General features: G+C 55.7%; 24 protein-coding genes. 11 read left to right on the top strand and 13 right to left on the bottom strand.

The features are described from left to right. Positions 1 to 174: 174 nt before the first annotated feature. Positions 175 to 528 (top strand): helix-turn-helix domain-containing protein, encoded by a 354-nt coding sequence (locus tag ABVF61_RS23645; protein ID WP_353995981.1) that lies wholly within the window; start codon positions 175 to 177, stop codon positions 526 to 528. A 251-nt stretch (positions 529 to 779) separates the two neighbouring features. Further along, complete coding sequence (locus ABVF61_RS23640; RefSeq protein ID WP_353995980.1) at positions 780 to 2,237, top strand: NAD-dependent succinate-semialdehyde dehydrogenase; 1,458 nt, start codon at positions 780 to 782, stop codon at positions 2,235 to 2,237. 66 nt (positions 2,238 to 2,303) lie between these two features. Here ABVF61_RS23640 and ABVF61_RS23635 read toward each other — a convergent pair whose 3' ends face one another. From ABVF61_RS23635 to ABVF61_RS23610, 6 genes are all read right to left on the bottom strand, one after another. Then, on the bottom strand, positions 2,304 to 3,461 hold the full coding sequence (locus ABVF61_RS23635; protein WP_353995979.1) for an MFS transporter: 1,158 nt from the start codon (positions 3,459 to 3,461) through the stop codon (positions 2,304 to 2,306). Next, the gene (locus ABVF61_RS23630; protein WP_353995978.1) at positions 3,458 to 4,261 is read right to left on the bottom strand and encodes a DeoR/GlpR family DNA-binding transcription regulator; all 804 of its coding nucleotides are present in this window, start codon (positions 4,259 to 4,261) and stop codon (positions 3,458 to 3,460) included. Before ABVF61_RS23630 ends, ABVF61_RS23635 begins: the two co-directional genes overlap by 4 nt. 130 nt (positions 4,262 to 4,391) lie before the next feature. Beyond that, the gene (locus ABVF61_RS23625) at positions 4,392 to 7,130 is read right to left on the bottom strand and encodes an EAL domain-containing protein (RefSeq protein ID WP_353995977.1); all 2,739 of its coding nucleotides are present in this window, start codon (positions 7,128 to 7,130) and stop codon (positions 4,392 to 4,394) included. A 112-nt stretch (positions 7,131 to 7,242) separates the two neighbouring features. Beyond that, complete coding sequence (locus ABVF61_RS23620) at positions 7,243 to 8,271, bottom strand: FecR family protein (RefSeq protein WP_353995976.1); 1,029 nt, start codon at positions 8,269 to 8,271, stop codon at positions 7,243 to 7,245. 440 nt (positions 8,272 to 8,711) lie between these two features. Then, the gene (locus ABVF61_RS23615) at positions 8,712 to 9,755 is read right to left on the bottom strand and encodes a FecR family protein (RefSeq protein ID WP_353995975.1); all 1,044 of its coding nucleotides are present in this window, start codon (positions 9,753 to 9,755) and stop codon (positions 8,712 to 8,714) included. A gap of 145 nt (positions 9,756 to 9,900) precedes the next feature. Next, positions 9,901 to 10,623 (bottom strand): glycerophosphodiester phosphodiesterase, encoded by a 723-nt coding sequence (locus tag ABVF61_RS23610; RefSeq protein ID WP_353995974.1) that lies wholly within the window; start codon positions 10,621 to 10,623, stop codon positions 9,901 to 9,903. Between the two features lie 384 nt (positions 10,624 to 11,007). Between ABVF61_RS23610 and ABVF61_RS23605 the strand changes: the two genes are divergently transcribed. From ABVF61_RS23605 to ABVF61_RS23580, 6 genes are all read left to right on the top strand, one after another. Then, a complete protein-coding gene (locus tag ABVF61_RS23605) occupies positions 11,008 to 11,592 on the top strand; it encodes a YceI family protein (protein ID WP_353995973.1) in 585 nt (194 codons plus the stop codon). A 52-nt stretch (positions 11,593 to 11,644) separates the two neighbouring features. Next, positions 11,645 to 12,229 (top strand): cytochrome b, encoded by a 585-nt coding sequence (locus ABVF61_RS23600; RefSeq protein ID WP_353995972.1) that lies wholly within the window; start codon positions 11,645 to 11,647, stop codon positions 12,227 to 12,229. A gap of 30 nt (positions 12,230 to 12,259) precedes the next feature. Beyond that, entirely contained in the window at positions 12,260 to 12,811 is a 552-nt protein-coding gene (locus ABVF61_RS23595) for a YceI family protein (protein WP_353995971.1), read from the top strand. 140 nt (positions 12,812 to 12,951) lie between these two features. Continuing rightward, complete coding sequence (locus ABVF61_RS23590) at positions 12,952 to 14,589, top strand: fumarate hydratase (RefSeq protein ID WP_353995970.1); 1,638 nt, start codon at positions 12,952 to 12,954, stop codon at positions 14,587 to 14,589. 143 nt (positions 14,590 to 14,732) lie between these two features. Next, positions 14,733 to 16,412, top strand: coding sequence for a DUF1963 domain-containing protein (locus ABVF61_RS23585; RefSeq protein WP_353995969.1), 1,680 nt, complete (start codon positions 14,733 to 14,735; stop codon positions 16,410 to 16,412). 347 nt (positions 16,413 to 16,759) lie between these two features. Next, positions 16,760 to 17,353 carry a L,D-transpeptidase gene (locus ABVF61_RS23580; protein WP_353995968.1) on the top strand — a complete coding sequence of 198 codons (594 nt, stop codon included), beginning with the start codon at positions 16,760 to 16,762 and terminating at the stop codon, positions 17,351 to 17,353. A 92-nt stretch (positions 17,354 to 17,445) separates the two neighbouring features. Here ABVF61_RS23580 and ABVF61_RS23575 read toward each other — a convergent pair whose 3' ends face one another. After that, positions 17,446 to 18,012, bottom strand: a complete 567-nt coding sequence (locus ABVF61_RS23575; protein ID WP_353995967.1) for a TetR/AcrR family transcriptional regulator — start codon at positions 18,010 to 18,012, stop codon at positions 17,446 to 17,448. A 160-nt stretch (positions 18,013 to 18,172) separates the two neighbouring features. Here ABVF61_RS23575 and ABVF61_RS23570 point away from each other — a divergent pair, with 160 nt between their 5' ends. The 3 genes from ABVF61_RS23570 (at position 18,173) to ABVF61_RS23560 (ending at position 19,735) form a co-directional block, all read left to right on the top strand. Next, entirely contained in the window at positions 18,173 to 18,346 is a 174-nt protein-coding gene (locus ABVF61_RS23570; RefSeq protein WP_353995966.1) for a hypothetical protein, read from the top strand. Continuing rightward, positions 18,343 to 18,813 (top strand): nuclear transport factor 2 family protein, encoded by a 471-nt coding sequence (locus tag ABVF61_RS23565; RefSeq protein ID WP_353995965.1) that lies wholly within the window; start codon positions 18,343 to 18,345, stop codon positions 18,811 to 18,813. Before ABVF61_RS23570 ends, ABVF61_RS23565 begins: the two co-directional genes overlap by 4 nt. A 286-nt stretch (positions 18,814 to 19,099) precedes the next feature. After that, complete coding sequence (locus tag ABVF61_RS23560; RefSeq protein ID WP_353995964.1) at positions 19,100 to 19,735, top strand: pyridoxamine 5'-phosphate oxidase family protein; 636 nt, start codon at positions 19,100 to 19,102, stop codon at positions 19,733 to 19,735. 50 nt (positions 19,736 to 19,785) lie between these two features. Here ABVF61_RS23560 and ABVF61_RS23555 read toward each other — a convergent pair whose 3' ends face one another. The 6 genes from ABVF61_RS23555 to ABVF61_RS23530 all read right to left on the bottom strand — a co-directional run bounded on the left by ABVF61_RS23555 (position 19,786) and on the right by ABVF61_RS23530 (position 23,867). Beyond that, complete coding sequence (locus ABVF61_RS23555; protein WP_353995963.1) at positions 19,786 to 20,493, bottom strand: DNA helicase; 708 nt, start codon at positions 20,491 to 20,493, stop codon at positions 19,786 to 19,788. A 182-nt stretch (positions 20,494 to 20,675) separates the two neighbouring features. Then, positions 20,676 to 21,044, bottom strand: coding sequence for a gamma-butyrobetaine hydroxylase family protein (locus ABVF61_RS23550; RefSeq protein WP_353995962.1), 369 nt, complete (start codon positions 21,042 to 21,044; stop codon positions 20,676 to 20,678). A gap of 63 nt (positions 21,045 to 21,107) precedes the next feature. Then, entirely contained in the window at positions 21,108 to 22,544 is a 1,437-nt protein-coding gene (locus ABVF61_RS23545; protein ID WP_353995961.1) for a cryptochrome/photolyase family protein, read from the bottom strand. A 107-nt stretch (positions 22,545 to 22,651) separates the two neighbouring features. Next, positions 22,652 to 23,086: an SRPBCC family protein gene (locus tag ABVF61_RS23540; RefSeq protein ID WP_353995960.1), complete on the bottom strand. Its 435-nt coding sequence runs from the start codon at positions 23,084 to 23,086 to the stop codon at positions 22,652 to 22,654. Further along, a complete protein-coding gene (locus ABVF61_RS23535) occupies positions 23,083 to 23,424 on the bottom strand; it encodes an ArsR/SmtB family transcription factor (protein ID WP_353995959.1) in 342 nt (113 codons plus the stop codon). Before ABVF61_RS23535 ends, ABVF61_RS23540 begins: the two co-directional genes overlap by 4 nt. Then, the gene (locus ABVF61_RS23530) at positions 23,421 to 23,867 is read right to left on the bottom strand and encodes a cupin domain-containing protein (RefSeq protein ID WP_353995958.1); all 447 of its coding nucleotides are present in this window, start codon (positions 23,865 to 23,867) and stop codon (positions 23,421 to 23,423) included. Before ABVF61_RS23530 ends, ABVF61_RS23535 begins: the two co-directional genes overlap by 4 nt. Positions 23,868 to 23,881 lie beyond the last annotated feature (14 nt).

The following is a 23,881-nucleotide window of genomic DNA, read 5'->3' as shown; positions in this document are numbered from 1 at the left end:
CCCGCCCTCGCCCACTCTCAATGCGACAAATCGGCGGGCAGCTGTTGCACTGCACAGGCGGTTCATGCAAGTGTGCGCGCCATGACCCATCCATACAGAAAAAATGTTCCGTTCCTGCCGGACGCAACCGTTCACTTGGTAACGGATTCAGCCGGGCGCGACGGGAGTTCAATAATGTCGACACGTAGCAGCGAATACACTCTGGGCGAGCGTATCTGCAAGGCGCGCGATGCTTCCGGCCTGTCGACTGCACAGCTTGCACGGCGCCTGGGGATCAAGACCGCGACGATGCAGAGCTGGGAGAGCGATCGCTCTGAACCGCGTTCCAACAAGCTTGTTCTCCTTGCCGGAGTACTCAATGTCAGCCCGACGTGGCTGCTCGTTGGCCGCGGGACACCTCCCTTTGCGGAGGAAAATGATGCTGCGGACCTCGACAGCATGAAAGTTGCCCTTGATCGCGTTCAGCGGCAGGCACAGGCGCTTGCAGACGAAATCGCCACGCTTCAGGAGCGGCTCGGCGGCTCGTAAAGCCCTCCTCTTGCCCCGTTTCAGGGAGCGCAAACTCAGCTTTCAGTTTCGAGCAGATACAGCTTTTTGCGGCTCCGGTTCAGGAGCCGCCTCGCGTTTCCCATTGCCGTGCACACCTCCGTCACTTTACGAGTACCGCTTTGACTTCAAAAGCGCTTGCCAGACGGTTGCGAGGGGCACTATCTGTTTGTGAGCCGGTTCAAAGGATGATTTGACGGCCGTTTTTGTCCCACATGCCAGAGGGTATTTTCATGTCCTTGAACACCGCGCTTCTCAAGCAACAGGTTTACATCAACGGTGCCTGGACCGACGCCGACAGCGGCCAGACAATTTCGGTGGTCAATCCCGCAAATGGCGAGAGCATCGGTGCGATCCCCTACTGCGGCCGGTCCGAGACCGCCAGGGCAATCGAAGCAGCCCAGGCGGCCCTGCCATCCTGGAAAGCTCTGACTGCTGATGCGCGCGCGGACTATATGCACAAACTGTGCGATGCGATCATGGAGCAAGTCGACGATCTTGCAGTCCTTCTGACGAGCGAAATGGGCAAGCCGCTTGCCGAAGCCAAGGGCGAGATCACGCTCGGCGTGAAATACATCCGGTTCTTTGCGGAAGAAGGCAAGCGCATTTACGGCGACACCATTCCGTCTCCATGGCCGGATCGCCGCATATTGGTGACGAAGGAACCGGTCGGGGTGGTCGCATCGATAACTCCCTGGAACTTTCCGAATTCCATGATTGCGCGAAAACTCGGAGCTGCCCTGGCGTCCGGGTGCACGATGGTTATGAAACCGGCTGAATTCACCCCCTATTCCGCGCTGATTTATGGGGTCATGGCGGACAAGGTCGGCCTGCCCGCCGGTGTCGTCAACATCGTGACCGGCGATGCTCCGGCGATTGGCGAAGAAATGTGCGAAAACCCGCACGTGCGCAAGATTACCTTCACCGGCTCCACGCGGGTTGGGAAACTGCTCGCGGCCAATGCCGGCAAGAACATGAAGAAGATCTCCATGGAGCTTGGCGGCAATGCGCCGTTTATCGTGTTCGATGATGCTGATCTCGACAAGGCCGTGTCCGGCGCCATTGCAAGCAAGTTCCGGAATTCCGGCCAGACCTGCGTCTGCGCCAACCGGATCTATGTGCAGGCCGGTGTCTACGATGCTTTTGCCGAAAAGCTCAAGACTGCGATGTCCGAGCAATTGAAGATGGGCGACGGGCTTCAGTCCGGCGTTACGCAAGGTCCGCTCATCAACGATGCCGCCGTTGATAAAGTTGCAGCGCACGTCCAGGACGCGCTGAACAAGGGCGGCACCCTTGTCACGGGTGGTCAGCGCGGGGAAGGTGCGGGAACCTTTTTCGAACCTACACTTATCACAGGCGCAACAATTGAGATGAAGGTCGCGCACGAGGAAACGTTCGGCCCGCTTGCAGCGCTGTTTCGTTTCGACAGCGAAGCCGACGCAATCAATCTTGCCAACGACACGGAGTACGGTCTCGCCTGCTATTTCTATTCGCAGGATCTCGGGCGCTGCTTCCGGGTCATGGAAGCCCTTCAGTACGGTCTCGTCGGCGTCAATGAGGGGGTTATCACCACCGAAGTTGCACCCTTTGGCGGTTTCAAGGAAAGCGGCATCGGCAACGAGGGCTCCAAATACGGTCTCGATGACTATCTGAATATCAAATACAGCTGTCTCGGAGGCCTCGGCCTCTGAGACGTCGCTGTCTGGGGTGAAAAACTTCCTGCGCGGGACCTTCTCTTTTTTGCCTGATCCTTACAATCACCCCTGCCTCGCTGTAACGCGAAAGGCAAACAGCGGGAGCAGGCCCATAAGCAGGGCAAGGGCGAGGAAAGCCGCCTGAAGGCTTGTCAGGTCGGCAAGAAATCCGATCGCTGCGGGTCCGAGCAGGATGCCTCCGTACCCTGCCGTTGCCACAGCCGCCACGGCCTGTCCGCGCGGCATTTGGGTCTGCGATCCGGCGAGGCTGAACAGGACCGGCACAATGTTTGAGGCACCCAAACCAATCGCCAGGAATCCGGCGGCCGAAACGGCAATATGCGGCGCAACGGTGGCCAACAGCAGGCCAACAATTGTGAGCGCGCCTCCCCAGACAAGTGATTGTCTGCTGCCGACCGCGGCGACAAACCTGTCACCAAACAGTCTCCCGACCGTCATGGCAACCGAAAACAACATGTAGCCGTAGCCACCCATGGCGATTTCAACGAGACCCTGACCGGTGACCAGCAACGCACCCCAATCGAGAATTGCCCCCTCAACCAAGAAAGTGGACGCCGCCAACACGGCGATAAGAAGCACGATGCCCTTCGGCAACACGATCCCGCCGGCATCCGCTCCACTTTCGTCTTTCAAGAGGAATGGCCAGGCAACAAGAACCGCAATCATGCCAAGCAGAGCACAGGCCGAAGCCGAGTGAACCGGTGTTGCGCCAAGTGTCAGCAACAGGGTCGCACCACCTGCACCGGCAAATCCTCCAACGCTGAAAAGCGCATGAAACCCGGACATGAGCGGTGTTGGCGAACCACGCTCCACTTCGACGGCGTGCGAGTTCATGCCGACTTCCAGGAGACCGAGAAAGGCGCCGACCCACACCACAACGCCGACCATAAGCCACACCGAACCGGCAAGAGCGACCGCAGGAAACATCGCCGTCAGACCGAGACCTCCCCAAACGATGACCTTGCGTGTGCCAAAACGCGAACACGCAACACCTGCCAACGGCATGGTCACGACCGATCCTATACCCAGGCACAAGAGCAGGAGGCCCAGACCGGCGTCATCCAAAAAGAGCCTTTGTTTGACGTAAGGTATAAGCGGCGACCAGCATCCCAAAACAAATCCGGCGACGAAAAACACCAGCCGTGTTGCATGGCGGGTTGCCGGCCGGTTGCTGGCAGGCGGGGCGTCCAATTCGTTCATGACGTCCCTGCTGCCTGTGGCCGGTTTTCGCCTGCAGCAATGACTTCGTTCGTATCCGTCTTGTAATCGCGCAGGTTCTGTTTGCCGGCGTTGTCTTCGAAGATCAAAAAATCGATCTGATCAAAGGGGAGCACTTTGTGAGGCTGTTGCGTGCCGAGTTTCTCCTCTGCGATGAGTACGGCGACCTTTTTGCTCCCTTTTGCCGCCGCGCGCTTTACTTCCGCATCTTCGCCGTCAAATGCACTGACGCCGTTTTCGCGGCTTAATGCACACGTCCCGAGAAAGGTCAGATCAAAGTGGTAGTTCTGAATGTCTGCCACCGTTCTGGCACCGGTCACGCCGCCAACCTGGGAATTGACCGGACCGCCCAGCATGAAGAGTTTCAATCCAGGGCGTCCCATGAGGGCCATCCCCACCGGGAGCGAGTTGGTAACGATCGTCAGTTCCAGATCTGTGGGAAGCAGCTCGGCCAATGCCACATTCGTGCTACCCACGTCCAAAAACACGCAGTCGCGCGGCTTCAGCAGTGACAGCGCACTTCGGGCCAGCGCTTCCTTACGATCACACCCCTCCCCGGCTCGGACGGAAAAGGGCTTTGCAGCCGACACAGGCGGCAGGGCACCGCCGTAAACCTTCTCGCACAACCCTTCGGCCGCAAGTCGGCGCAGGTCCCGCCGGATTGCGTCTTCGGAAACTGAAAACTGAGCTGCCAGTTTCGTTGCCGACACCGCCTCACCGCGGGCAAGCATTGCCAGAATTGCAGTGCGTCTTTCATCGGGTAAATAGGCAATATTAGACATAAATGTGCAATATCATGCGATACTGCGTATAATCAAGGGTAAATACGTATCATCGTGCACAACTGTGTAGAACACGTCGTGCCGATTTCACGAGAACGGTATCTGTGGTGCCGAAGATGTTCGCAGTTGGTCAGGCTGCTGCCACGAGGAGCTCAGCAATACCGGCCACATTTGCCGGACGGCCAAAGTAGTATCCCTGACCAAACCGGCATCCGAGTTCCTGGAGCCTGTGTGATTGTTCGAAGGTTTCGATCCCCTCCACAATCACCGACATCCCGTAGCCTTCTGCCAGGAGAAGCACCGCCTCGATAACCGCTGTGTCTTGCTGCTGGTCAATGGTTTCGCGCACGAATGACCGGTCGAGTTTGATCTTGGAAAAAGGAAACTTGGTGATGTAGCCGAGCGAAGAGTACCCGGTTCCAAAATCGTCCATCGAGAAACTGCAACCGATGGCTTTCAGGTCTTCCATATTGCGTTTCAAGTCAGGACTGTCCTCGATGAAGAGGGATTCAGTGACTTCCAGATCCAGACGCTCGGCGGGAAACCTCGAACGCTCCAGGGCTTCAGTCACCGTTTCTACCAGATTGCCTCGAAAGAACTGAACGGGAGACACATTGATTGACACGCGCAGCGGCACCGGCAAGGTCAGAATTTCCTTCATACCGCGGTTCAACGCCCAGGAACCCAGTTCCTGTATGTAGCCGTTTTCCTCCGCGATCGGAATGAATTCCCCAGGAGACACCGCGCCGAATTCCCGGCTGTCCCATCGCAGAAGAGCCTCAACACCGAAGAGAGATCCATCCTTCAGATTTACCAGCGGCTGATAATCCAGGCGCAATTCGTCTCGAATAATCGCCTTGAACAGTTCCGTTTCAAGCTTTCTTCGTCTTTGGAGCGCCGTATCCATCTCGGATTCGAAGCGGACAATTTGGTTCTGACTATCCCTGCGCGCCTTAGACAAGGCATTGCCCGCACGTTTCAGGATCGTATCCGCATCCGTTTCGCCTTCGGAAACCACGTAGCCGAATTTCAACTGAACGGAGATGCGTGCGCCGTCGATCGAGTAGTCCTCGCCAATGATGCGCTGGATGTCATCGACAATCTGTACGTCCCGGCCACTTCCAAACTTCAAAATCGAAATCCCGGCGAACACATCCGCCGTAACGGCCGACCAGGTTATGCCCTGTGCCAGATGACTTTTGAGGCGAGACGCGATCGACTGCCGTACCCGATCACCATAGCTGAAGCCTAGCGTTGCAACGATCTGGTCCATGTTCGTGACCGCAAACTGAAACACGCAGACGGCTTCGCTTTTGGTGCAGGCGTTTTTCGTCTGGCGGTACAGTTCCCTCTCAAACCCGCTGCGATTCAACAAGTCGGTGATCGGATCGAAGCGCGCCAGATACTCCAGCCTTGCGGCCGACTCCCGCTCATCGGTCACATCCCGGCAGGTCAGACAGGCCAAGGCACGGGTCTCAGTCTTGTTGGCATTCGTGCCGTAGGCCAGCGTCTTTTCGGCCTTCGTCACGACGTATTCGATAAACCGCCGCTTAGCGCCTTCCTGAGCCAGCACGAGTATCTGCGGAATCGGCTCTCTTCCTTCAGAAACCTGCAGAACGGCAATCGCCTCTTCAACCAATGCACTGGGAAGAACAGAGCGCGCTGAACTGCCCGCGAGTGTTTCAGTCGAAAACAGCTTTCGCGCAGTCTGATTGGCTGCCGTTATCCGGCAGTCCGCGTCTATGACGATGATTGCATCAAAACTATCATCGAAGACCTGGCCAAGCATACGGTCGCTGTTTCGCTGCTTGACGTCGGCGATGTGAGCCAAGACTTTGTGCAACCCAAGTTCGCGCAAAACGATAATGGCCGCCGCAAGAATAAACAGGAGATAGGCGCTCGCAGTCGGAACAAGGACCGGCATCGTTTTTTGAACGCTCACGGCAACGACTTCAATCGCAAAAACAGACAGCAGAAGAATGCCGAGCTTTACCGACCACCCTTCGATCTTCGTCATCAGCAACAACAGAAAAATGAGCGCAGCGAAGGTCAGGGCGTAGTTTTCGCCACCCGGTATCAGCGCCCGATCCTGCAACAGTGTTTCAGCGCCCAATGCCTGGATCATTGCTCCGGGAAGGATGCCGTGCACCGGCACGGCAAACAGGTCCCTAAGCTCAAGGGCACTTGCTCCAACAATGACCTTTTTGCCTGTAAATTCGCTGAGATCGGCTGTTCCATTCAATACATCGATGAGTGCCGTTCTTTTGATGTCATTGATTGAAATGCCATAGTCCAGAAAGAAGGCCCCCGATGCATCGCCTGTATGCTCACCCAAAAAAGCGGATGCGGATACTTCGGTGGTTCCGTCGATCTCAAATCCGTAGAGGTTTCGCCAGATACGGCTGTCGCCTTCCATCGGTACCATGACGACAACAGGCCATGCATGCTCGAGGAAAGGCTCAATCGGAAGATTGACGATCACTTCGCCTTCAGAATTGGCCGAAGCAGCCTGTCGGAAGGCTGCAAGGCTGACATTTCCAGCTTTCTCAAGCGCGCTAGCGAAAATGGCGTCATCTTCGGGATTGGATGTGGCGCTGAAATCGATATCGAACACAATGTCCTGTGCGCCAGCACCGGCAAGTTTTTCCGTAAGGTCAGCATAGATACGGCGCGGGAACGGCCAGACCCCTATTTCATCGAGGGTCCTGGCATCAACATCCACAAAAAGAATGTCTCCAGAAACCGGACGTTCGTCGTAGCCGTACCTTGTTTCCCAGACGAACCTGTCAAGTGAAGTGGCAATGCCGGATGCACGCAGACCGAAGACAACCGCGACCGAGAGGATCGCGATGACCACCAAACCGGGCAACCTATGCCATCTGTTCGTCTGCCAAGCTTGCAAAGCACCAAACCGAAGTCGTTAGAGTCCAGCAGTTGCGACGATGATGCAGAACGGCTGCGCTCGCATACAAATTCGAAAATCAGTCATCATCGTCGTCATCACCGTCATCATCATCCCCGTCGTCGTCATCGCCGCCACCCCAGCCACCACCTGATCCGGGTTCTGAGCCGCCACCGCCGCTGCCTGAGCCGCCACCAGCGCCACCGCCACTGCCGCCGGAGCCACCGCTGCCACCAGAACCGCCGGATCCGCCTGAGTTACCAGCACCACCGCCGGATCCACCAGAGTTTCCGCCACCACCGTTGGCTGCGCCTGAACTGTCGCTGCGATTTGAATTGTCTCGGTTATCCCAACCGCCATTGTTGCTGACGTTCGAAGCCCCGTTGCCGCTGAACAGCCCCCCAAAGAGCCCTCGCCCTTTTCGGCTTGCCGCGTTCGGTGCTGCTGCTCCCTGCGTTTGAGGCGCATCAACTGCTGCAACGGATAAACCGGGTTGCGGTGCTCTTTTGCGCCCCTTTTGGACAGCAGGTCTTGTCCGGCCACCTACGTTCAAACCTGGCGATCCGGAGCGGCTGCTCGACGCGTTCTGCCCCCGTGTGAGATCAGCTCTGTCTCCGGAAGAGAAATCCTGAACCTCAACAACGCCACGCTCAACTGTAACGCGGGTCCTGCTTTTATCCACGGACACGTCGAACCGCGTTCCTTTCACGACAGCAGCCAGAAAAGGTGTTTCGACAAAGAAATGCGGACGGCCCCGCTTCGACACGTCCACGGTGACGTTGCCCTTGCGCTGAAGCAACGTCGTTTTGGCCCCATTGCTCTGATACTTCGAGATGGCGAATGTCGTATTCGGTCCAACGGAAATCGTCTCGTTGCCTCGCGCGACCAACGCGCGGCTGCCGGATCTGGTGGCTATTGTGTAGCCTTTTTGAAAAACCATGCCCTTCTTCACGCGATAGGCTTCGACACCAGGGGCGACGAAATAAACGACCCCCGAAACGCGCTTGACCAGCCACTCTGCTGCGATAGCCGTTGTGCCGGACTGCGTGAGTAGAAGCGGAACCAGAAGTAGAACGGCGAGAAATTGGTATTTTGTTTTTTCTGACAAGTTGCCAGCCACAAAAATCGCCAACGAAAAGATCAAACTGAAACTGCGCTTCAAATAACTGTAGGTCATCGCCAAATCATCCGGATGGCATCATTCGTGGGCAGTCTAGCTGGGCGTCGCTTAACTCCAGGTATAATCAGCAATTTCGTGTCAATTTTTACTAGTCAGGGTTTCCAACAAGTAAAGGTCACTCAATGTAGTCGGTGAAGTATCGAAAGACCTTGTCGAGGCTGATGGATTGCACGGCTCTCAAAAAGGGCGCTTGACGCAGACGCACGACCAGCCCCTGTTTTGGTGATCTGCCGGGCGTCCTGCAGGCCCGGTTTCAGCAGGCGGCCACAAAACTTTGCGAACTATAACCTGCAAATTTCCTTTGCACAGGCGACATCAGGCTTGTTGGCCTCTCGCAAAATGAAGCTCACTCGGAAGCTGCCTGAGGTTCATTTGCCGCTGTTGCCGTTAGAGTTTCCGTTGCCATTGCCATTCGAATTGCCGTTGCTGTTGCCGTTCGAGTTCCCGTTGCCGTTCCCATTCGAATTGCCGTTGCTGTTGCCGTTCGAGTTCCCGTTGCCGTTCCCATTCGAATTGCCGTTGCTGTTGCCGTTCGAATTCCCGTTGCCGTTCCCATTCGAATTACCGTTGCTGTTGCCGTTTGAATTCCCGTTGCCATTGCCATTCGAATTGCCGTTGCCGTTCGAGTTGCCATTGCCGTTGCCAAACAGCCCGCCGAAAAATCCGCCTCGGTTTTTAACCGCTTTTTGCTGCGTCTGAGGCGAAGCAGCGACATTCGGCAATCCAACTTTGGGGGCGCGTTTTGGCCCTTTGCGCACGGTTGGCTTGGTGCGACCGCCCACACTCAGACCTCCGTCGCCGGACCTCGTGCTTGTCGCGTTCTGTCCTGCGCCCAGATCGGAGCGGTCTCCGGACTTGAAGTCTTGTACACCGACAACGCCGCGTTCCACGGAAACTCGGGTCTGACGGTTGGTTACAGACACGTCAAATCGTGTGCCTTTCACAACCGCGGCCAAAAATGGGGTTTCGACGAAAAAATGAGGACGTGCGCGTTTCTTAACGTCGACCGTTATGTTGCCCTTACGCTGCAGCAAAGTCGTTTTGCTTCGGTTGCTCTGGTATTTGGAAATTGCGAACGTCGTGTTGGGACCGACCGAAATTGTCTCTTCCCCGCGTACGAGCATGACCCGACCACCTGGTCTTGTGCCAATCGTATACCCCTTATTGAAGACCATTCCCTTCTTAACGCGAAAGGCTTCAACACCCGGAGCTACAAAGTACACTATTCCGGATACACGTTTCACAACCCACTCGGTCGCCAGTGCACCAGACGCGGTCTGTGTGAGTAGAAATGGCGCTAGAAACAAAACAACGACGAGCCCAGTCACCTTAGCCGGGGTCCGTATGTTGAAAGGCAGATACGCGGCCTTGCGCAGCCTCTCAAAGTTGCAATAAAGTATTTCAGCAACCATAACCAAATCACCTGAGTGGTATAATCCGATCTAATTCTAGTCAGAACCTGATTAACTCAAGATGAAGTTGGTAATTTCCAAGAAATTTCCGCCGAATACGGTTTCCAATACGTAAACACCAAGGATCGGCAAATCGGATCGGCTGTTAAGCAGCAGGTGAAAGGATGTCCTGCTCAACCCGGCGGAACAATTCCATATCATCGATGTTCATCTGTTCAACACCGCACCGGACCGCGTTTTCGAACACTTTGCGATCACTTCCAGCGTAAAACAATTGTGTGATGAGGTTTGCCGCCATTGCTTCCCGGACAAGTTGATCATGCAGGTTTTCTTCGTGAAACTCGAGAATATGCGCATCCTGCGCAACGGCACGCTCGACCGATCCGACATGGGTGTAGAGCACCATGCGCTTAAGATCAGGCACCTTTGCGCGCGCCTCGGCGCGAATGGCCTGATCGAACGAGAAGGTCCACGCATCATTGAGCATGCCACGTACGGCGAGCATGTCGCGTATTTCAGCCGGATCACCTTCCTTGATCTCGACATATGTTCTGATACGGCCGCGGCAGGCATCGAGGAAGGCGTCCAGACGGGGGACCCGCTCTCCGGAAAACTCGGACGCGAACCAGGCTCCTGCGTCGAGGTGGTCGATGTCTATAGACATCATTTCGGACAAGCGTCCCGCACCATTTGTCGTTCGGTCGACAGTAGCGTCGTGCAGCACGTAGAGCACGCCATCCTTGGAGGGCCTGACGTCGAGTTCCACAACATCCGCACCAAGTTCAATCGCCTTCTCAAGCGAAGCGAACGTGTTTTCCGGAGCATGTCTACACGCACCGCGATGGGACACAATGACCGCTTGTCTCACGTTAAAACTCCTCTGTCTCCAGAACCAATGCCTGAAGTCCTCCGGGCTTCCGTTACGCCCCGACCTGATGGAAGTTCATAAATGCCTGCCCGATTTTCTTGATGTATTGATGACAGTAGAATTTAGTGAATGGTTTCAGAGTCTTGTGTGGCAAGCTGCGTTCGGGAAGACTTTAAAAACGCACAGTTTGCACCCTGTTTCCAAGGTCGATTCGACAAAATTCGGGAATCAATTCACGGACGTGGCCATCTGCCGTAACAAAGACAATATTGTTCATTCAATTCGAACGGTCAGTCAAATTGCACTGCGGCATTTCTTCCCTATCTTCCACCGTGCAGCGTTCATGAGCGAACGCTCTTCGACCAATCGACACGAGGTTTGATCATGATCCGTTTTGCCACTTCCGCCCTGGCCCTGTCTCTTCTGGCCGCCCCCGCACTCGCGGAACCCGTCGCCTATGATTTCGACAAATCGCACGCGAATCTCTCCTTCACGTATAATCACCTGGGTTACTCCACCACCGACGGCCGCTTCGGCGACTGGGACGGAAAACTGCTCATCGATGAGAGCACGCCTGCGAACTCCTCTGTTGAGTTCACGATCAATATCGACAGCCTCGATACCTTCTGGGCAGATCGCGACACGCATCTGAAAAGCCCCGACTTTTTTGACGCCGCCAAATATCCTCAGGCAACGTTCAAGAGCACCAAGGTCGAACAAACCGGCGAAAAACAATTGGAAGTGACCGGCGATTTCACGCTCAGGGGCATCACCAAGCCCGTGACACTCACTGTGGACGTCACTGCACTCGGTGAGCACCCAATGGCCAAAAAACCTGCTGCGGGATTTGCCGTCACGACTGTGCTCAAGCGCTCCGACTTTGGCATGGACAAGTTCGTGCCCTATGTCGGTGATGAAGTCACCGTTACTTTCCATGCTGAAACGTTGAAGTCCGAAGCGACCAACTGATGCAATTCACAAGAGGCCGGTTGAACCGGCCTCTTTCTCCAAGGAGCCGGACATGCTGCGCAACACTTCGACGGGATACGGGCGCGTCGCAATCGCTTTCCACTGGACGATGGCCATTCTGATCATCGGAATGCTGGCATTCGGGCTCTACATGACAACACTGCCACCGACGGACCCCGCGACCTTCCAGCTCTTTCAGCTGCACAAGTCCATCGGTTTTATCGTGCTGACCCTTGCGATCCTGCGCCTCGTCTGGCGGCTGTTGAATCCCTCTCCGAAACTTCCCGAGGGAATGCACCCGCTCGAGAAGCTTGCAGCTCATCTGGGTCATATAGGGCTTTACGCACTCATATTCGCCATGCCGATTACTGGATGGTTCATGGTTTCCGCCTCCCCATGGGGCATTCCGACTGTTCTCTTCAACATCCAGCCCATACCGCACCTGCCGGTCCCCGAAGCTTTGGGGACAAAGGAACAGGCGGAAGCCTTCTTCAAGCTGCTTCATGAATATGGCGCTTATCTTCTCATTGCCCTCGTCGTCGTTCACGTTGCTGCGGCCATGAAGCATCACTTCATCGCGCGGGACGACACGCTCAAGCGGATGGTTTCGACAAAACCGGCCAGATCCGAATCTTAACTTCCCACATCAGGATTTCAGCATATGCCTATGAAAAGCCTAGCAACTGCGTTTACGTGTGCACTCCTGCTTACTGCAGTCGCGCCTGCCAGCGCCGATACGTGGACCGTCGACCCGGAAGCGAGCAAACTGTCGTTTGAGGTCCAGCAGGGCGAAGGAACCCTGAACGGCGAGTTTCAATCCTGGCAGGCGAGCATCGATTTTGACGTCGAAGCTCCCGGATCTGCTAAAATTTCCGCCGTGATCAATCCCGCCAGTGCCGCCACGGGCAACCCGCAATTCGACACGACCCTGCCTGCAAAGGACTGGTTCGACACCGAGGGCTTTCCGGATGCGGAGTTCGCCGCGGAAGGCGCTTCATTGGTTGAAGGCAACAGTTACAAGGCCGATGGCACGCTTACAATCAAGGGCGTTTCGCATCCGGTCGTGCTCGAATTCACGCTTGAAATTGAAGGCGACACGGCAAAAGCACAAGGTACAGCCACGCTGAACAGGCTTGAGTATGCAATCGGTGCCGGCGTCGGCACGGACACGGTCGGCGATGTTGTAACGGTAACCCTCGATCTGACCGCAACCCGTTGAACCCTGCCTCTGCGCAGCGCCCAAATTAGCAAGCCGCGGGACTTGGCGTCCGCGGCTTTTTTGCCGTAAGAGAACACCTTGAAAGTTCCAGCGCATCCGGCATTCGACAGCCGAGACAGCCAGATCAGGAAAGATGCCCCATGAACGCACCCGTCACGCCTCCCGAGTACCATCACAGCGCACTGTTCCCGCAAGGCGAAGACACGACACCGTTCCGAAAGCTGAGCTCCGACTTTGTCAGCACCGCCGAGTTCAACGGCGAGGAAGTCCTCATGGTCGAACCCGAAGGACTGCGTCTTCTTGCAGAAGAAGCTTTCAAGGACATCAACCACTATCTGCGCCCGGGCCACCTGGAACAGCTCAAGAAAATCCTGGACGACCCGGAAGCTACCGAAAACGACAAATTCGTCGCCTTCGATCTGCTCAAGAACGCCAATATTGCCTCGCACGGTGTCTTGCCGATGTGCCAGGACACAGGCACGGCGATCATCATGGGCAAGAAGGGCCGTCGGATCTGGACGGATGGCAGCGATGAGGCGGCACTCGGCGAAGGAGCCCGGGACGCTTATTTCAAAAAGAACCTGCGCTATTCGCAGTTGGCACCGATCTCCATGTTCGAGGAGACGAACACCAAGAGCAATATGCCTGCTCAGATCGAGCTTTATGCAGAAGGCGAAGATGCCTACAAGTTTCTCTTCATGGCCAAAGGTGGCGGTTCGGCCAACAAAACCTTCCTGTTTCAGGGAACCCCCTCCCTTCTGACCCATGACCGCATGATCGACTTCCTGAAGGAAAAGATCCTTACCCTGGGAACGGCCGCGTGCCCGCCTTACCACCTGGCGATCGTCATCGGTGGAACATCGGCGGAGATGAACCTGAAGACCGCCAAGCTTGCCTCAGCACGCTATCTGGACGGTCTGCCGAGCGAAGGATCGGAGAGCGGACACGCGTTCCGGGATTTGGCTATGGAAGAAGAGATCCACAAACTGACCCAGGCAACCGGTGTCGGAGCTCAGTTTGGCGGCAAATATTTCTGTCACGACGTGCGCGTCATCCGCCTGCCGCGCCATGGCGCTTCGCTTCCAATCGGTCTTGCAGTGTCTTGTTCCGCCGACCGGCAGGCAGTCGGCAAGATCACGAAAGACGGTATTTTCCTGGAGCAACTTGAGACACAGCCGGAAAAATATCTGCCGGAAGTCACCGACGAAGCCCTTTCGGATAATGTGGTCAAGATCGATCTCACCCGTCCGATGCCGGAAATCCTCGGTGAACTCAGCAAGCACCCGATCAAGACCCGGCTTTCACTGACCGGCCCACTGATCGTTGCGCGGGATCTTGCGCATTCCAAGCTGAGGGACCGCCTGGAAAGCGGAGAGCCCCTGCCCGACTATTTCAAGAACCACCCGATCTACTATGCAGGTCCGGCAAAGACACCCGACGGCATGCCGTCCGGATCGTTCGGGCCGACCACCGCGGGACGCATGGACGCCTATGTTGATCAGTTTCAGGCCGCAGGCGGTTCAATGGTCATGCTGGCAAAGGGCAATCGTTCTGCGCAGGTGCGCCGCGCGTGCCAGGCGCATGGCGGATTTTATCTCGGCTCCATCGGGGGACCCGCGGCACGCCTTGCCCAGGATTGCATAAAGAAAGTGGAAGTCGTCGAATTTGAAGAACTCGGCATGGAGGCGATCTGGAAAATCGAGGTTGAAGACTTTCCGGCATTTATTGTCATAGATGACAAGGGAAATGACTTCTTCAAGGAGCTCAATTTGAGCTAAGTTTCTATATGCAGGAAATAAAAAGGCGGCGATTGCCGCCTTTTTTGTGTCTGGCAGTTTGTATTTGCCTGAAAAACTTTACCTGATCTTTATCCCATGCAGGCAAACAATGTGACCGGCAACTCAACGTCACAGATGTCTTTATGGTCAAATTCGCCCTTTACCTGCTCGTACTCGTGATTTTTGCGTATAGCAGTCTGAAACTCGGCCTGCCCAAGCTTCATTTTCTGTTCCTGGTTGCGATTCTGGGAAGCGTTGCATGCATGGTGCTCTGGCCACTTTTCCGGCCGGTCTTCAGCTCAATCGGCTCATTTTTGCCGACGAGCGCAAACAGAAACCAGGATGCCGAACCGCAGGATATCAACGATGGCAGATTTCAACAGGTCCTGACCAAAGAGGTAAAAAAGGCACCGGAGCCGCGCGTAGAGCCGAAGGCAAAACCCGAAACAGCTCCGGTTTCGAAAGTGGAGGCCGTGCCGGAAGTCCCAAGCGGGCCGACACCCGGGATGGATTCTTCCTTTGAGGCTCTTCGGTCAGAGTTTGCACGCAGCGCCGTTTACGCTTTCAGGCCCTATCCGCCGCACCGGACTCAAAATGGCCGGAGCAAAGTTGGCGGTCTGCCCGACCTGCCAAAGGGCGTTGCCTGGCCGACCGCACCGGGACACGGTGATCAGATCAAGCCGGATTTGCCGCTGCATTTCCTCGCTCAAATCGACCTTGCCGACTTGCCATGGCGCCCGAAGGACATTCCGGATGCCGGGATGCTGCTCTTTTTCGGACGTTTCGATGAAAGCCTTTCCTGGGCAGAAACCGATGTTGCGCCTGAAAACGACATACGGGTCCTCTTCGATCCTGACTATACGGGAACCGAGACACCGTTCCCGAAAAACCTGCCGCCAATCCGGGACGGCAACTACCATTTCGACCTGCTGTTCGGTCTGCCTGGCGATGAAAAGACACGCATCTTTCCGGAGTGGCCGCTTGCCTTTGTGACTGCTGAAACGATGCCACAAAGCAGCGCCCTGCCGTTCGCCGCACCAGAGGGCTATGACGCTGCCCATAAGCACCTCCTCATGGAGCAGCTGAAGGCGGCATTCGGCACGCTTGAAACCGACAATGTCGAACATCGGGAATTCCATCTGTTTCAGCCGAGGACCGAGCAGGAGCGCGCCGAAGGAAAGCCCATTGTCGTGCGGCCGCATTCAGAAACCGGGTTTCCGTTTGCGCCGAGGGGTATTGCCCTTATCTGCCGGATCCTGCGCAACCGGCACGCGGCCAAACTTGAGGAAACGAGCTTCGATACCTGCTTTGAAGATTGGCAGGGGCAGGCCGAGGGGTCTAATGCAAGGGGCATAGACCAGCGTATGGTCAATGCCTTTATCGAGGACCTGAACGACTTCCTCTCGCAGGCTGCGGACAAGAATTACGGAACCTATCTGAAAGCCGACATTGAACGTGCTCTGCACCGCCTTGTGACAGAGGCAGGCGCCAATCCGGATCTTGCAAAGCATCTTCCCGAAGCGCTTTACGTTGCCGCGGCGGACCGGCATCCGGTGTTTTTGAAAGATGCCAGCAACATCAAATGTCCGGACTATCCGGTGGCAAGGACCAGCAACAGCTATCACCAGCTGTTCGGACACCCTTCATCTGCACAGCTCAATCTGTCGCCGAACGGACCGGATCAGCTTCTGTTCCAGCTTTTCAGTGACTGGGGTGCAGAAATGAGCATGGGTGACGGAGGCGAATTCCATTTCATGATCAACGAAAGTGATCTCACCGCGCAGGCATTCGAAAATGTCCAGGCAGCTCATTGTGCGAGATAGCATCGCGCCGGCTTGAGCCCCTCGCTCGCTTCTTCATGCGACGCTTCAGTGTTGATTCCGCAGATCTCACTGTTTCTTCCACGTAGAAAATAACAACCGATCCCTTCCAAAAAGAGCGATAATAACTACAATTTAGAGACGAAATTTCGCCTATTCACCCTCATAGGCGTTATTCCTCGTTGCAATTACAGCACAATTGATCGAAGTCACGCCTGCTCACATCATCGTGAGATTCCCTTTCCTCCAAAATTAGGCCATGATTGTTAAGAGTGCGGCAAGGAGATTTTCCTAACGTAACCTTCGAAATGAAGCGCCGTGAGATGGGCAGGCGCTGAAGGGGGATAGAGATGAAGAGATATTTTTACGCAGTGATTGCAATTGTGGCAGGATCGTTCCTGCTGCCGGCTGAAGTCTCAGCGCGTGCTGGCTACTTCGACCACAGCACCAACACCTGGGTGACCCCGAAATATCACCCTGGCGGCAAGTCTCCGGTGAGACGCAAAAAAGTCAGCTATGATGGACCGTACTCTCCGGGCACCATCGTTATCGATACGTCTGAGCGCCGTCTTTATCATGTTCTGCCGAACGGCAAGGCCATGAAGTACGGTGTGGGCGTCGGTAAAGAAGGATTCCAGTGGGCTGGTACGCACCGTGTTACCCGCAAGGCCGAATGGCCGAGCTGGACACCTCCTGCGCAGATGCGTGCCCGCGAGCGTCGGAAAGGCCGGATCCTGCCGACCTATATGCCAGGCGGCCCGAACAACCCGATGGGTGCTCGCGCACTTTACATCGGCTCCACCCTTTACCGCATTCATGGCACCACTGAGCCGTGGACAATCGGTTCTGAGGTTTCTTCCGGTTGCATCCGTATGGCAAACGAAGACGTCATCCACCTCTATAAGAGCGTAAGTGTTGGCGCCAAGATTGTCGTAAAGCGCTAAGCGAATAGCAAATCAAACAAGAAGGCCGGACCTGAGCGTCCGGCCTTTTTTGTTTCCATACCGGCCTTTGTCAGCCCAGTCCGTAAAGAGACCTACGTCGCTGTTTCGGCAGCGATCAGACACTCGGCAGCGGTTCTTGCCGCCCCTGCTGGGTCCGGATCGAAGCCCATATGTGCTGCCACGATCGCACCTTCCTTCAGGATCAGCAATTGTCTGGCGAGTTGGCAGGGGTCGCGCACCTGCGCTTCTTTGCACAGTCTGGTTAGTGCCGTCAGTAGAAGACGTTTGTGCTCTGCCGACTGTACAAAGGCAGGATGTTCCGGATCCTGGAACTCGGCCGACGCCTTGATGAACATGCAGCCTCTGAAATCCGGCTCCGAAAACCACTCTTTCAAGGCATCAAACAGGACAAGCAAACGCTCACGCGCCGGCAATCCGCTTTCGTCCAACCTGCGAAACAACCAATTCCGGAAAATCTCATCGCGGTGGCGCAGCACCGCCAGGATCAAGTCGTCCTTTGTCCGGAAATGCTTGAACATGGTTGTCTTGGAAATGCCAGTCTCTGAAACCAGGGCATCCATTCCCGTGGCATGAAAGCCATCGCGGTAAAAGACCGGAAGAACCTTTCTGACCAGTTCGTCACGTTTGCTTGGGCGCATACTGCTTCTTTCTGTACTGATCTGTAGGTATTTCATTCCAATGGATTTCACAAGTTTTTTGACTGTCTTGGCTTAAAAAGGCTTGATTATCTGTACCGATCTGTACATCTTAAAAATCATAACTGAACAGATCGGTACAGTTAGAAAGCTGAGGTTCAAGATGAAGAGATTGAAACCCGCATATCCGAATAGTTTCTACGTAGTCGGTGCCTTTGCGTTTGTGACCCTCATGCTGGTAGCTCTCGTCCAACCGGCACCGGAAAGCACGCAGCTCGACACTGTATCGATCCAGACGTCATCTCCCCAAATTCTTGCCATGGATCTCACGCAATGACCGAACAACGACCACCGCTGCCGCCTTTCACCCGCGAAACCGCTATCCAGAAGGTCCGGGCAGCCGAAGACGGATGGAATGGCCAGAACCCTGAAAAAGTCGCCTTGGCCTATACGCCCGACACGATTTGGCGCAATCGCTCTGAGTTTCCGGTGGGCCGCGAACAGGTCGTCGATTTCCTGACCCGCAAGTGGAAACGGGAGCTCGACTACCGTCTGATCAAAGAGCTTTGGACCTTTGAGGACACCAGAATTGCCGTTCGCTTCGCCTATGAGTGGCACAATGGCGATGGCCAATGGTTTCGCTCATACGGCAATGAAAACTGGGAGTTTGCCCCGAACGGGCTGATGCATCGCCGGTTCGCGAGCATAAACGACCTTGCGATCGCCGAGAGTGATCGCAAATTTCACTGGACCAGCGGCCCCCGTCCGCTTGATCATCCAGGTCTCAGCGATCTGGGACTTTAGGGTACGGACTTATAAATGGAGCTGGTTTGGCGGCAGAAATGGTGAATTCTCGCGAGGAAACGTGCGAAGAGCGGGCTTTGTGCCCGGTCAAGCACGTTGACGCTGCGAGGTAAGGCCATTTTGCCGTCCTTCGGATTTGGCCTTTTGGCCACCTGCCGTGTTGCGAAAGGCTCGAAAATGAACCAAATTTCCTGCGCTTTCGCTCCTTTCATCTGGCCAAAACGATTCAAACCAAATCAACTTCATTTATGAGTCCGTACCCTAGACCGTTTGACCGGAGAACCGAATGGCCCGCGCATTTTCGGAAATCGCATTCACCCAAACCGTCCGCGACCGACAGTCAGACCTAGGGTCGCGGGACGGCTATGCCGCTCTGGACTCAGATGACATCGATCGAGGCGACCGGCTGGGGCCGAGCGAAATCGGCTTTATCCAGGCGCGGGACGGTTTCTATCAGGCAACCGTTTCCGAAACGGGCTGGCCCTATGTCCAGTTTCGGGGCGGACCAGCCGGTTTCCTCAAGGTTCTCGATGAAACGACGCTGGCCTATGCGGACTTTCGGGGCAACAGGCAGTATATAAGTCATGGAAATCTTGAGACAAATGAGAAAGTGTCCCTGATCCTGATGGACTATCCGAACAGAACCCGTCTCAAGGTATGGGCGCTGGCGCAGCAACTGAACTTGCAGGGGAATGAGGCGCTGGCCGAAGCGGTCTCCCTCCCCGGCTACCGGGCTCTGCCGGAAAGGATCATCAAGCTCTCTGTTAAGGCCTTTGACTGGAACTGCCCGCAACACATCCCGCAAAGGTTCTCTTTGGCAGAGCTCGCGCCGGACCTGAACAGACTTCAAAAGCGCATTCAGGACCTGGAAGCAGAAAATGCGGAATTGAAAGCCTTTCTGGGAACGGACAGCCGGCGCTAGTGGAATTGCCGGTCCAACGAGGCACAGGCCGACATCTCTTTCGAACTCATTCAGTTCGTTGTGATGACCATCTCGCCTTCGTGAAGAAAACAGCCCTTGTCGAACAAAGACAGGTCCAGCGGGTTTGGAAGGCGAATGTCTGACCAGTCCGGCACATCCTTGACGGCCGGGTCAAACGAGCGATGTATCTGCGACAAGAACACCAGACGGACCCTTCGCGTCTGCGCAAATCGTTTCAGCGTCTGAATCTGAGCCGACAGTTCCGGTGCGGTACGCATTTGATCAAGGATCTGGAGGTAGTCGATGACGCCAAGGGCTCCCTCCGAGGCCTCCGAAAGGACTTTGACCACCGCATCAGCATTCAGCGAATCCGTCAAAACGGTTTCAAACCCTTCAGATTTCTCTTTGGTTCGTCCCCCCAATGCCAATGCCGATCTGACCTCCTGCGCAGAACATTCAGACGATAGAAAGAACGACCGGCCTCCCCGCTTGGCGGCATCAAAACCCAACTGCAGCCCCAGGACAGTCTTTCCTTGGCCAGGCCTTGCAGCCAGAAGGAGCATCTGGCCGGGTTGAAGCTCACGAAGAAGAGCGTCTTCGGGACCACTTCGACGATAGGAACTTGCAAGCTGGCCCCAATTGGCAAAGCCTTCTGAGCACGCGATACGGTCCAGCGCAGCATTCAACGGAATATTCTCTTGCCTGGCGATTGCCTTGGCTTTGCGTTTCAAACGGAAAATCGGGGCAGACAGTCTCATCGCGACCTCCAGAGCCAGGTGCGAAAATCGCAATCCCTCCTTATGCGAGCGCACATGAAGCCAATGCAGTCACGATTGGCCCTGCAGGTCTGCTGCTGCTCCGATCGGAGGGGGAAGGCGCGGGTCACGCCCTTTCGAGACACTAACAGATTCGACGGACACCCCTCCAGCCGGTTCAATCCTCAAAGGTCGCGGCTCAGGCCCTTCTCCTCAAGTTCGCGCAGATAGACTTCCCAGTGCTGCTCGGGGTTCTCACCGAGATCAAGAAAATACCGCCAGGAGTATATTCCCGAGTTATGCATGTCGTCGAAATGAATCCGGACTGCGTAATTGCCAACCGGTTCAACTTTTATGATTTCGACATTGCGCTTTCCGGGAACGGTTTTTTTCTGGGAGGGTGCATGTCCCTTGACTTCTGCCGAGGGCGAACAGACACGCAGATACTCGGCCGCGAGGTCATGTTTCGCGCCATTGTTGAAGGCGACCGTCAGCGTTTTCCTGTCACTGGAAACGCGCAGTTCGGTTGGCCAAGGGTCTGAGTTTGCGGTCATTTAAAGTTTTGCCTGCCAGATTTCATCAACTTGGTGCGGACGATACCGTGCAGCGTGCCACGGTCAAGCGGCGTTTTGACCCGCCAGTTTGACGGCTTCGTATCCCGCCAGAGCCGCTTGCCGCGCAGCCGCGTGCTCGACAATCGGCAAAGGATAAGAGACACCCAAAACAACACCGGCACGCTCCAAGGCCGCTTCCGGCGCGTTGAACGGTTCGAACAGATAGGCGGTCTCAAGATCACGCAACTCCGGAACCCAGCGGCGCACGTAAGCCCCCTCCGGATCGAATTTCTGCCCTTGGGTGATCGGATTGAAAATGCGGAAGTAAGGCGCGGCGTCAGCGCCAGACCCCGCCACCCACTGCCAGCTTGCGGAATTGTTTGCAAGGTCGGCATCCAGAAGCGTGTCGCGGAACCAGGCTTCGCCGTGGTGCCAGTGCAGGCGCAGGTGCTTGACCAGGAAGCTTGCGACGATCATGCGAACACGGTTGTGCATGTATCCGGTCTGCCAGAGTTCGCGCATGCCTGCGTCGACGATCGGATATCCCGTTTGCCCTTTTTGCCAACGCTCCAGATCCTCCGGTGCCTCCCGCCAAGGATAAGCGTCGAAGGTTGGGCGCCAATTCGATTTCGGCAACTCGGGGAAGTGATAAAGGAGGTGGTAAGAGAACTCCCGCCAGGCAATTTCTGACAGGAATTTTTGGCCATCATTGCCCAGGTCTGGCTCCTGGTTCATTGTCTTTTGTGTCTCAAACCAGATTTGCCGCGGAGAAATATCTCCAAAATGCAAATGCGGAGACAGTCTGGACACGTTTGGAAGATCCGGCCGATTGCGAAGGGTTCCGTATCCTTTGAGATCTGCATGCAAAAACGCTTCAAGGCGCTGCTTTGCCCCCCGTTCACCCGGCGACCACAGATCGTCCCAGCCGTCCGCCCAGTTTGGATTTTGCGGCAGAAGTCCAAGGCTATCCAGCCGCTCCCCGTCCGGGTACTCGATGAACTCGATTTTTTCGGGCGCCGGAAGCGGTGCTTTCACGTCCTGTTGCTGCGCTGTTTTCCAGAACGGCGAATACACCTTGAAGGAGCCGCCGGTCTTGTTGGTAAGCTCCCAAGGTTCGTGCAAAAGCGAAGCCTTGAAGCTTTCCACGTTGAACCCGTCGGCTCTCAACAGGGCCTTGATTTCTGTGTCCCGTTCGATTGCATGCGGCTCGTAGCAGCGGTTCCAGCAGACGTTGCTGACCTCAGCCTGCCTTGCAATTTGCGGCACGAGAAAACGCGCATCTCCTTTGAGGATCACAAGGCCCGGGAGCGTTTGCTTCAGGGCCGACAGGCTGTGATGAAGCCACCACTTGCTTGCCCCTCCAAGGGGATGGAGCTCTCCGGTCTGGTGCGGGTCTTCGTGGATGAAAACCGGTAAAACCGGCCCATTCTTGGCGGCCTCGAACAATGCGGGATTGTCCACCGTTCTCAAGTCTTGCCGGAACCAAACGAGTGTCGACATGCTGCCTCTTTAAAACACGTGTTATGGAATACGTCAGAGACGGCAAATGGATCAGTCTCTTGGCCGGCGAACATGACCGCCGACCACTGTGTTTCGTGGACGCCCAGTCAGGCTGGTTCGAGCGCTTTTGCCACCTCCCGCAGCCGCCCGAAATGTGCGTCCCAGCCGGCATCGAGGGCGCTCAGCATCTGGAATGCCGCCTGCCCTGCAGCCTCTTCAATCCCTTCGTGCGAGAGCGACAAACGCGTTCCGCCGGCAGCATTTTCCAAGGACCAGCGCACGGTTGTCATCGCTCCGTTCAAGGGCTTCACTGTGAAGGTGTAGACGAGGCTTTCATGCGGCCGCATTTCGAGCACCTTGCCCCAACAGATTTTCTGCATGTCACCGTGCTGATCCAAAAGAGTGAAGTCCTCGCCCTCCTTCAAATCCTCCTGCGCCGGATGAAACCAGCGTGCCAGCTTGTCCTTTTCCGTTAGAAACGACCACACGACGTCGCGCGGTGCATTCAGGAACACTGTCTTCGTAATGGTTGTCGCACTCATTTTTTCCGTCCTTTCTCTTCCTGCATCTCCTTGGCAATTTCCTTCTGCAGATCAGAAAGTTTGCCATCCCAGAACTGATCGAAATATCCAAGCCACTCGAATGCGGATTTTAAAGGCCCAGGTTCAAGGCTGCTCCGCCGCTCACGACCGATGACTTCACGTTTGATGAGGCCGCCCTCTTCAAGGATCGCCAGATGTTTGTTGATTGCCGTGCGCGTGATATCGAAACGCGACGCGATGTCGGCTATTGCCAGGCTCTCATTCGAGAGGTGAACCAGGATTTCGCGCCGCGTCGGGTCGGCCAAAGCGCGAAAAACGCCCTGAGGACCGGTGTTCATGGATGCTTCTCCTCAACCGGAAAAAAGTCGAATGAACCGTCCTGGTAGAGAAATGTGACGCAGTCCGTTTGCGAGACGCACTTGCTTAAATGCACCAGACCGGCCGGGATTTCGTAAAAGTCGCCTGCTTTCAAAACGGTCTCTTCGCCAACCACCGCCTCGTCGGGCAAGTGAACCATTTCACCCTCAATAACGATGCCGTACATGCCCGCGCTCTTCGCATGGACAGGACTGACGAGCCCGGCAGGCAAGCGAACCATCGCCATATAACTCTCTTCAAACCGCGCTCCTTTCAGAGCTGCAAAAGCAACACCTTCACTCGTTACTTCCCAAGACAAATCTGACTGCGTTGCCAGCCTGATTTCAGCCGTTTCGGCTTTGACAGCCGTCAAAAACCCGATGGTCACAGCAGCAACCGTTCCCAAACACTTCGCAATCCGCATACCACTCTCCTCGC

The sequence above is a fragment of the Roseibium sp. HPY-6 genome, assembly GCF_040530035.1.
Taxonomy (GTDB): Bacteria; Pseudomonadota; Alphaproteobacteria; order Rhizobiales; family Stappiaceae; genus Roseibium.
Note: the sequence above shows the minus strand (reverse complement) of the source record. Positions and strands in the feature narration are given on the sequence as shown.

Coding starts and splice junctions, on each gene's coding strand:
- ABVF61_RS23645 (WP_353995981.1), top strand. CDS start 175: ATGTCGACACGTAGCAGCGAATACACTCTGGGCGAGCGTATCTGCAAG.
- ABVF61_RS23640 (WP_353995980.1), top strand. CDS start 780: ATGTCCTTGAACACCGCGCTTCTCAAGCAACAGGTTTACATCAACGGT.
- ABVF61_RS23635 (WP_353995979.1), bottom strand. CDS start 3,461: ATGAACGAATTGGACGCCCCGCCTGCCAGCAACCGGCCGGCAACCCGC.
- ABVF61_RS23630 (WP_353995978.1), bottom strand. CDS start 4,261: ATGTCTAATATTGCCTATTTACCCGATGAAAGACGCACTGCAATTCTG.
- ABVF61_RS23615 (WP_353995975.1), bottom strand. CDS start 9,755: ATGGTTGCTGAAATACTTTATTGCAACTTTGAGAGGCTGCGCAAGGCC.
- ABVF61_RS23605 (WP_353995973.1), top strand. CDS start 11,008: ATGATCCGTTTTGCCACTTCCGCCCTGGCCCTGTCTCTTCTGGCCGCC.
- ABVF61_RS23600 (WP_353995972.1), top strand. CDS start 11,645: ATGCTGCGCAACACTTCGACGGGATACGGGCGCGTCGCAATCGCTTTC.
- ABVF61_RS23595 (WP_353995971.1), top strand. CDS start 12,260: ATGAAAAGCCTAGCAACTGCGTTTACGTGTGCACTCCTGCTTACTGCA.
- ABVF61_RS23590 (WP_353995970.1), top strand. CDS start 12,952: ATGAACGCACCCGTCACGCCTCCCGAGTACCATCACAGCGCACTGTTC.
- ABVF61_RS23585 (WP_353995969.1), top strand. CDS start 14,733: ATGGTCAAATTCGCCCTTTACCTGCTCGTACTCGTGATTTTTGCGTAT.
- ABVF61_RS23580 (WP_353995968.1), top strand. CDS start 16,760: ATGAAGAGATATTTTTACGCAGTGATTGCAATTGTGGCAGGATCGTTC.
- ABVF61_RS23575 (WP_353995967.1), bottom strand. CDS start 18,012: ATGCGCCCAAGCAAACGTGACGAACTGGTCAGAAAGGTTCTTCCGGTC.
- ABVF61_RS23570 (WP_353995966.1), top strand. CDS start 18,173: ATGAAGAGATTGAAACCCGCATATCCGAATAGTTTCTACGTAGTCGGT.
- ABVF61_RS23565 (WP_353995965.1), top strand. CDS start 18,343: ATGACCGAACAACGACCACCGCTGCCGCCTTTCACCCGCGAAACCGCT.
- ABVF61_RS23560 (WP_353995964.1), top strand. CDS start 19,100: ATGGCCCGCGCATTTTCGGAAATCGCATTCACCCAAACCGTCCGCGAC.
- ABVF61_RS23555 (WP_353995963.1), bottom strand. CDS start 20,493: ATGAGACTGTCTGCCCCGATTTTCCGTTTGAAACGCAAAGCCAAGGCA.
- ABVF61_RS23550 (WP_353995962.1), bottom strand. CDS start 21,044: ATGACCGCAAACTCAGACCCTTGGCCAACCGAACTGCGCGTTTCCAGT.
- ABVF61_RS23545 (WP_353995961.1), bottom strand. CDS start 22,544: ATGTCGACACTCGTTTGGTTCCGGCAAGACTTGAGAACGGTGGACAAT.
- ABVF61_RS23540 (WP_353995960.1), bottom strand. CDS start 23,086: ATGAGTGCGACAACCATTACGAAGACAGTGTTCCTGAATGCACCGCGC.
- ABVF61_RS23535 (WP_353995959.1), bottom strand. CDS start 23,424: ATGAACACCGGTCCTCAGGGCGTTTTTCGCGCTTTGGCCGACCCGACG.
- ABVF61_RS23530 (WP_353995958.1), bottom strand. CDS start 23,867: ATGCGGATTGCGAAGTGTTTGGGAACGGTTGCTGCTGTGACCATCGGG.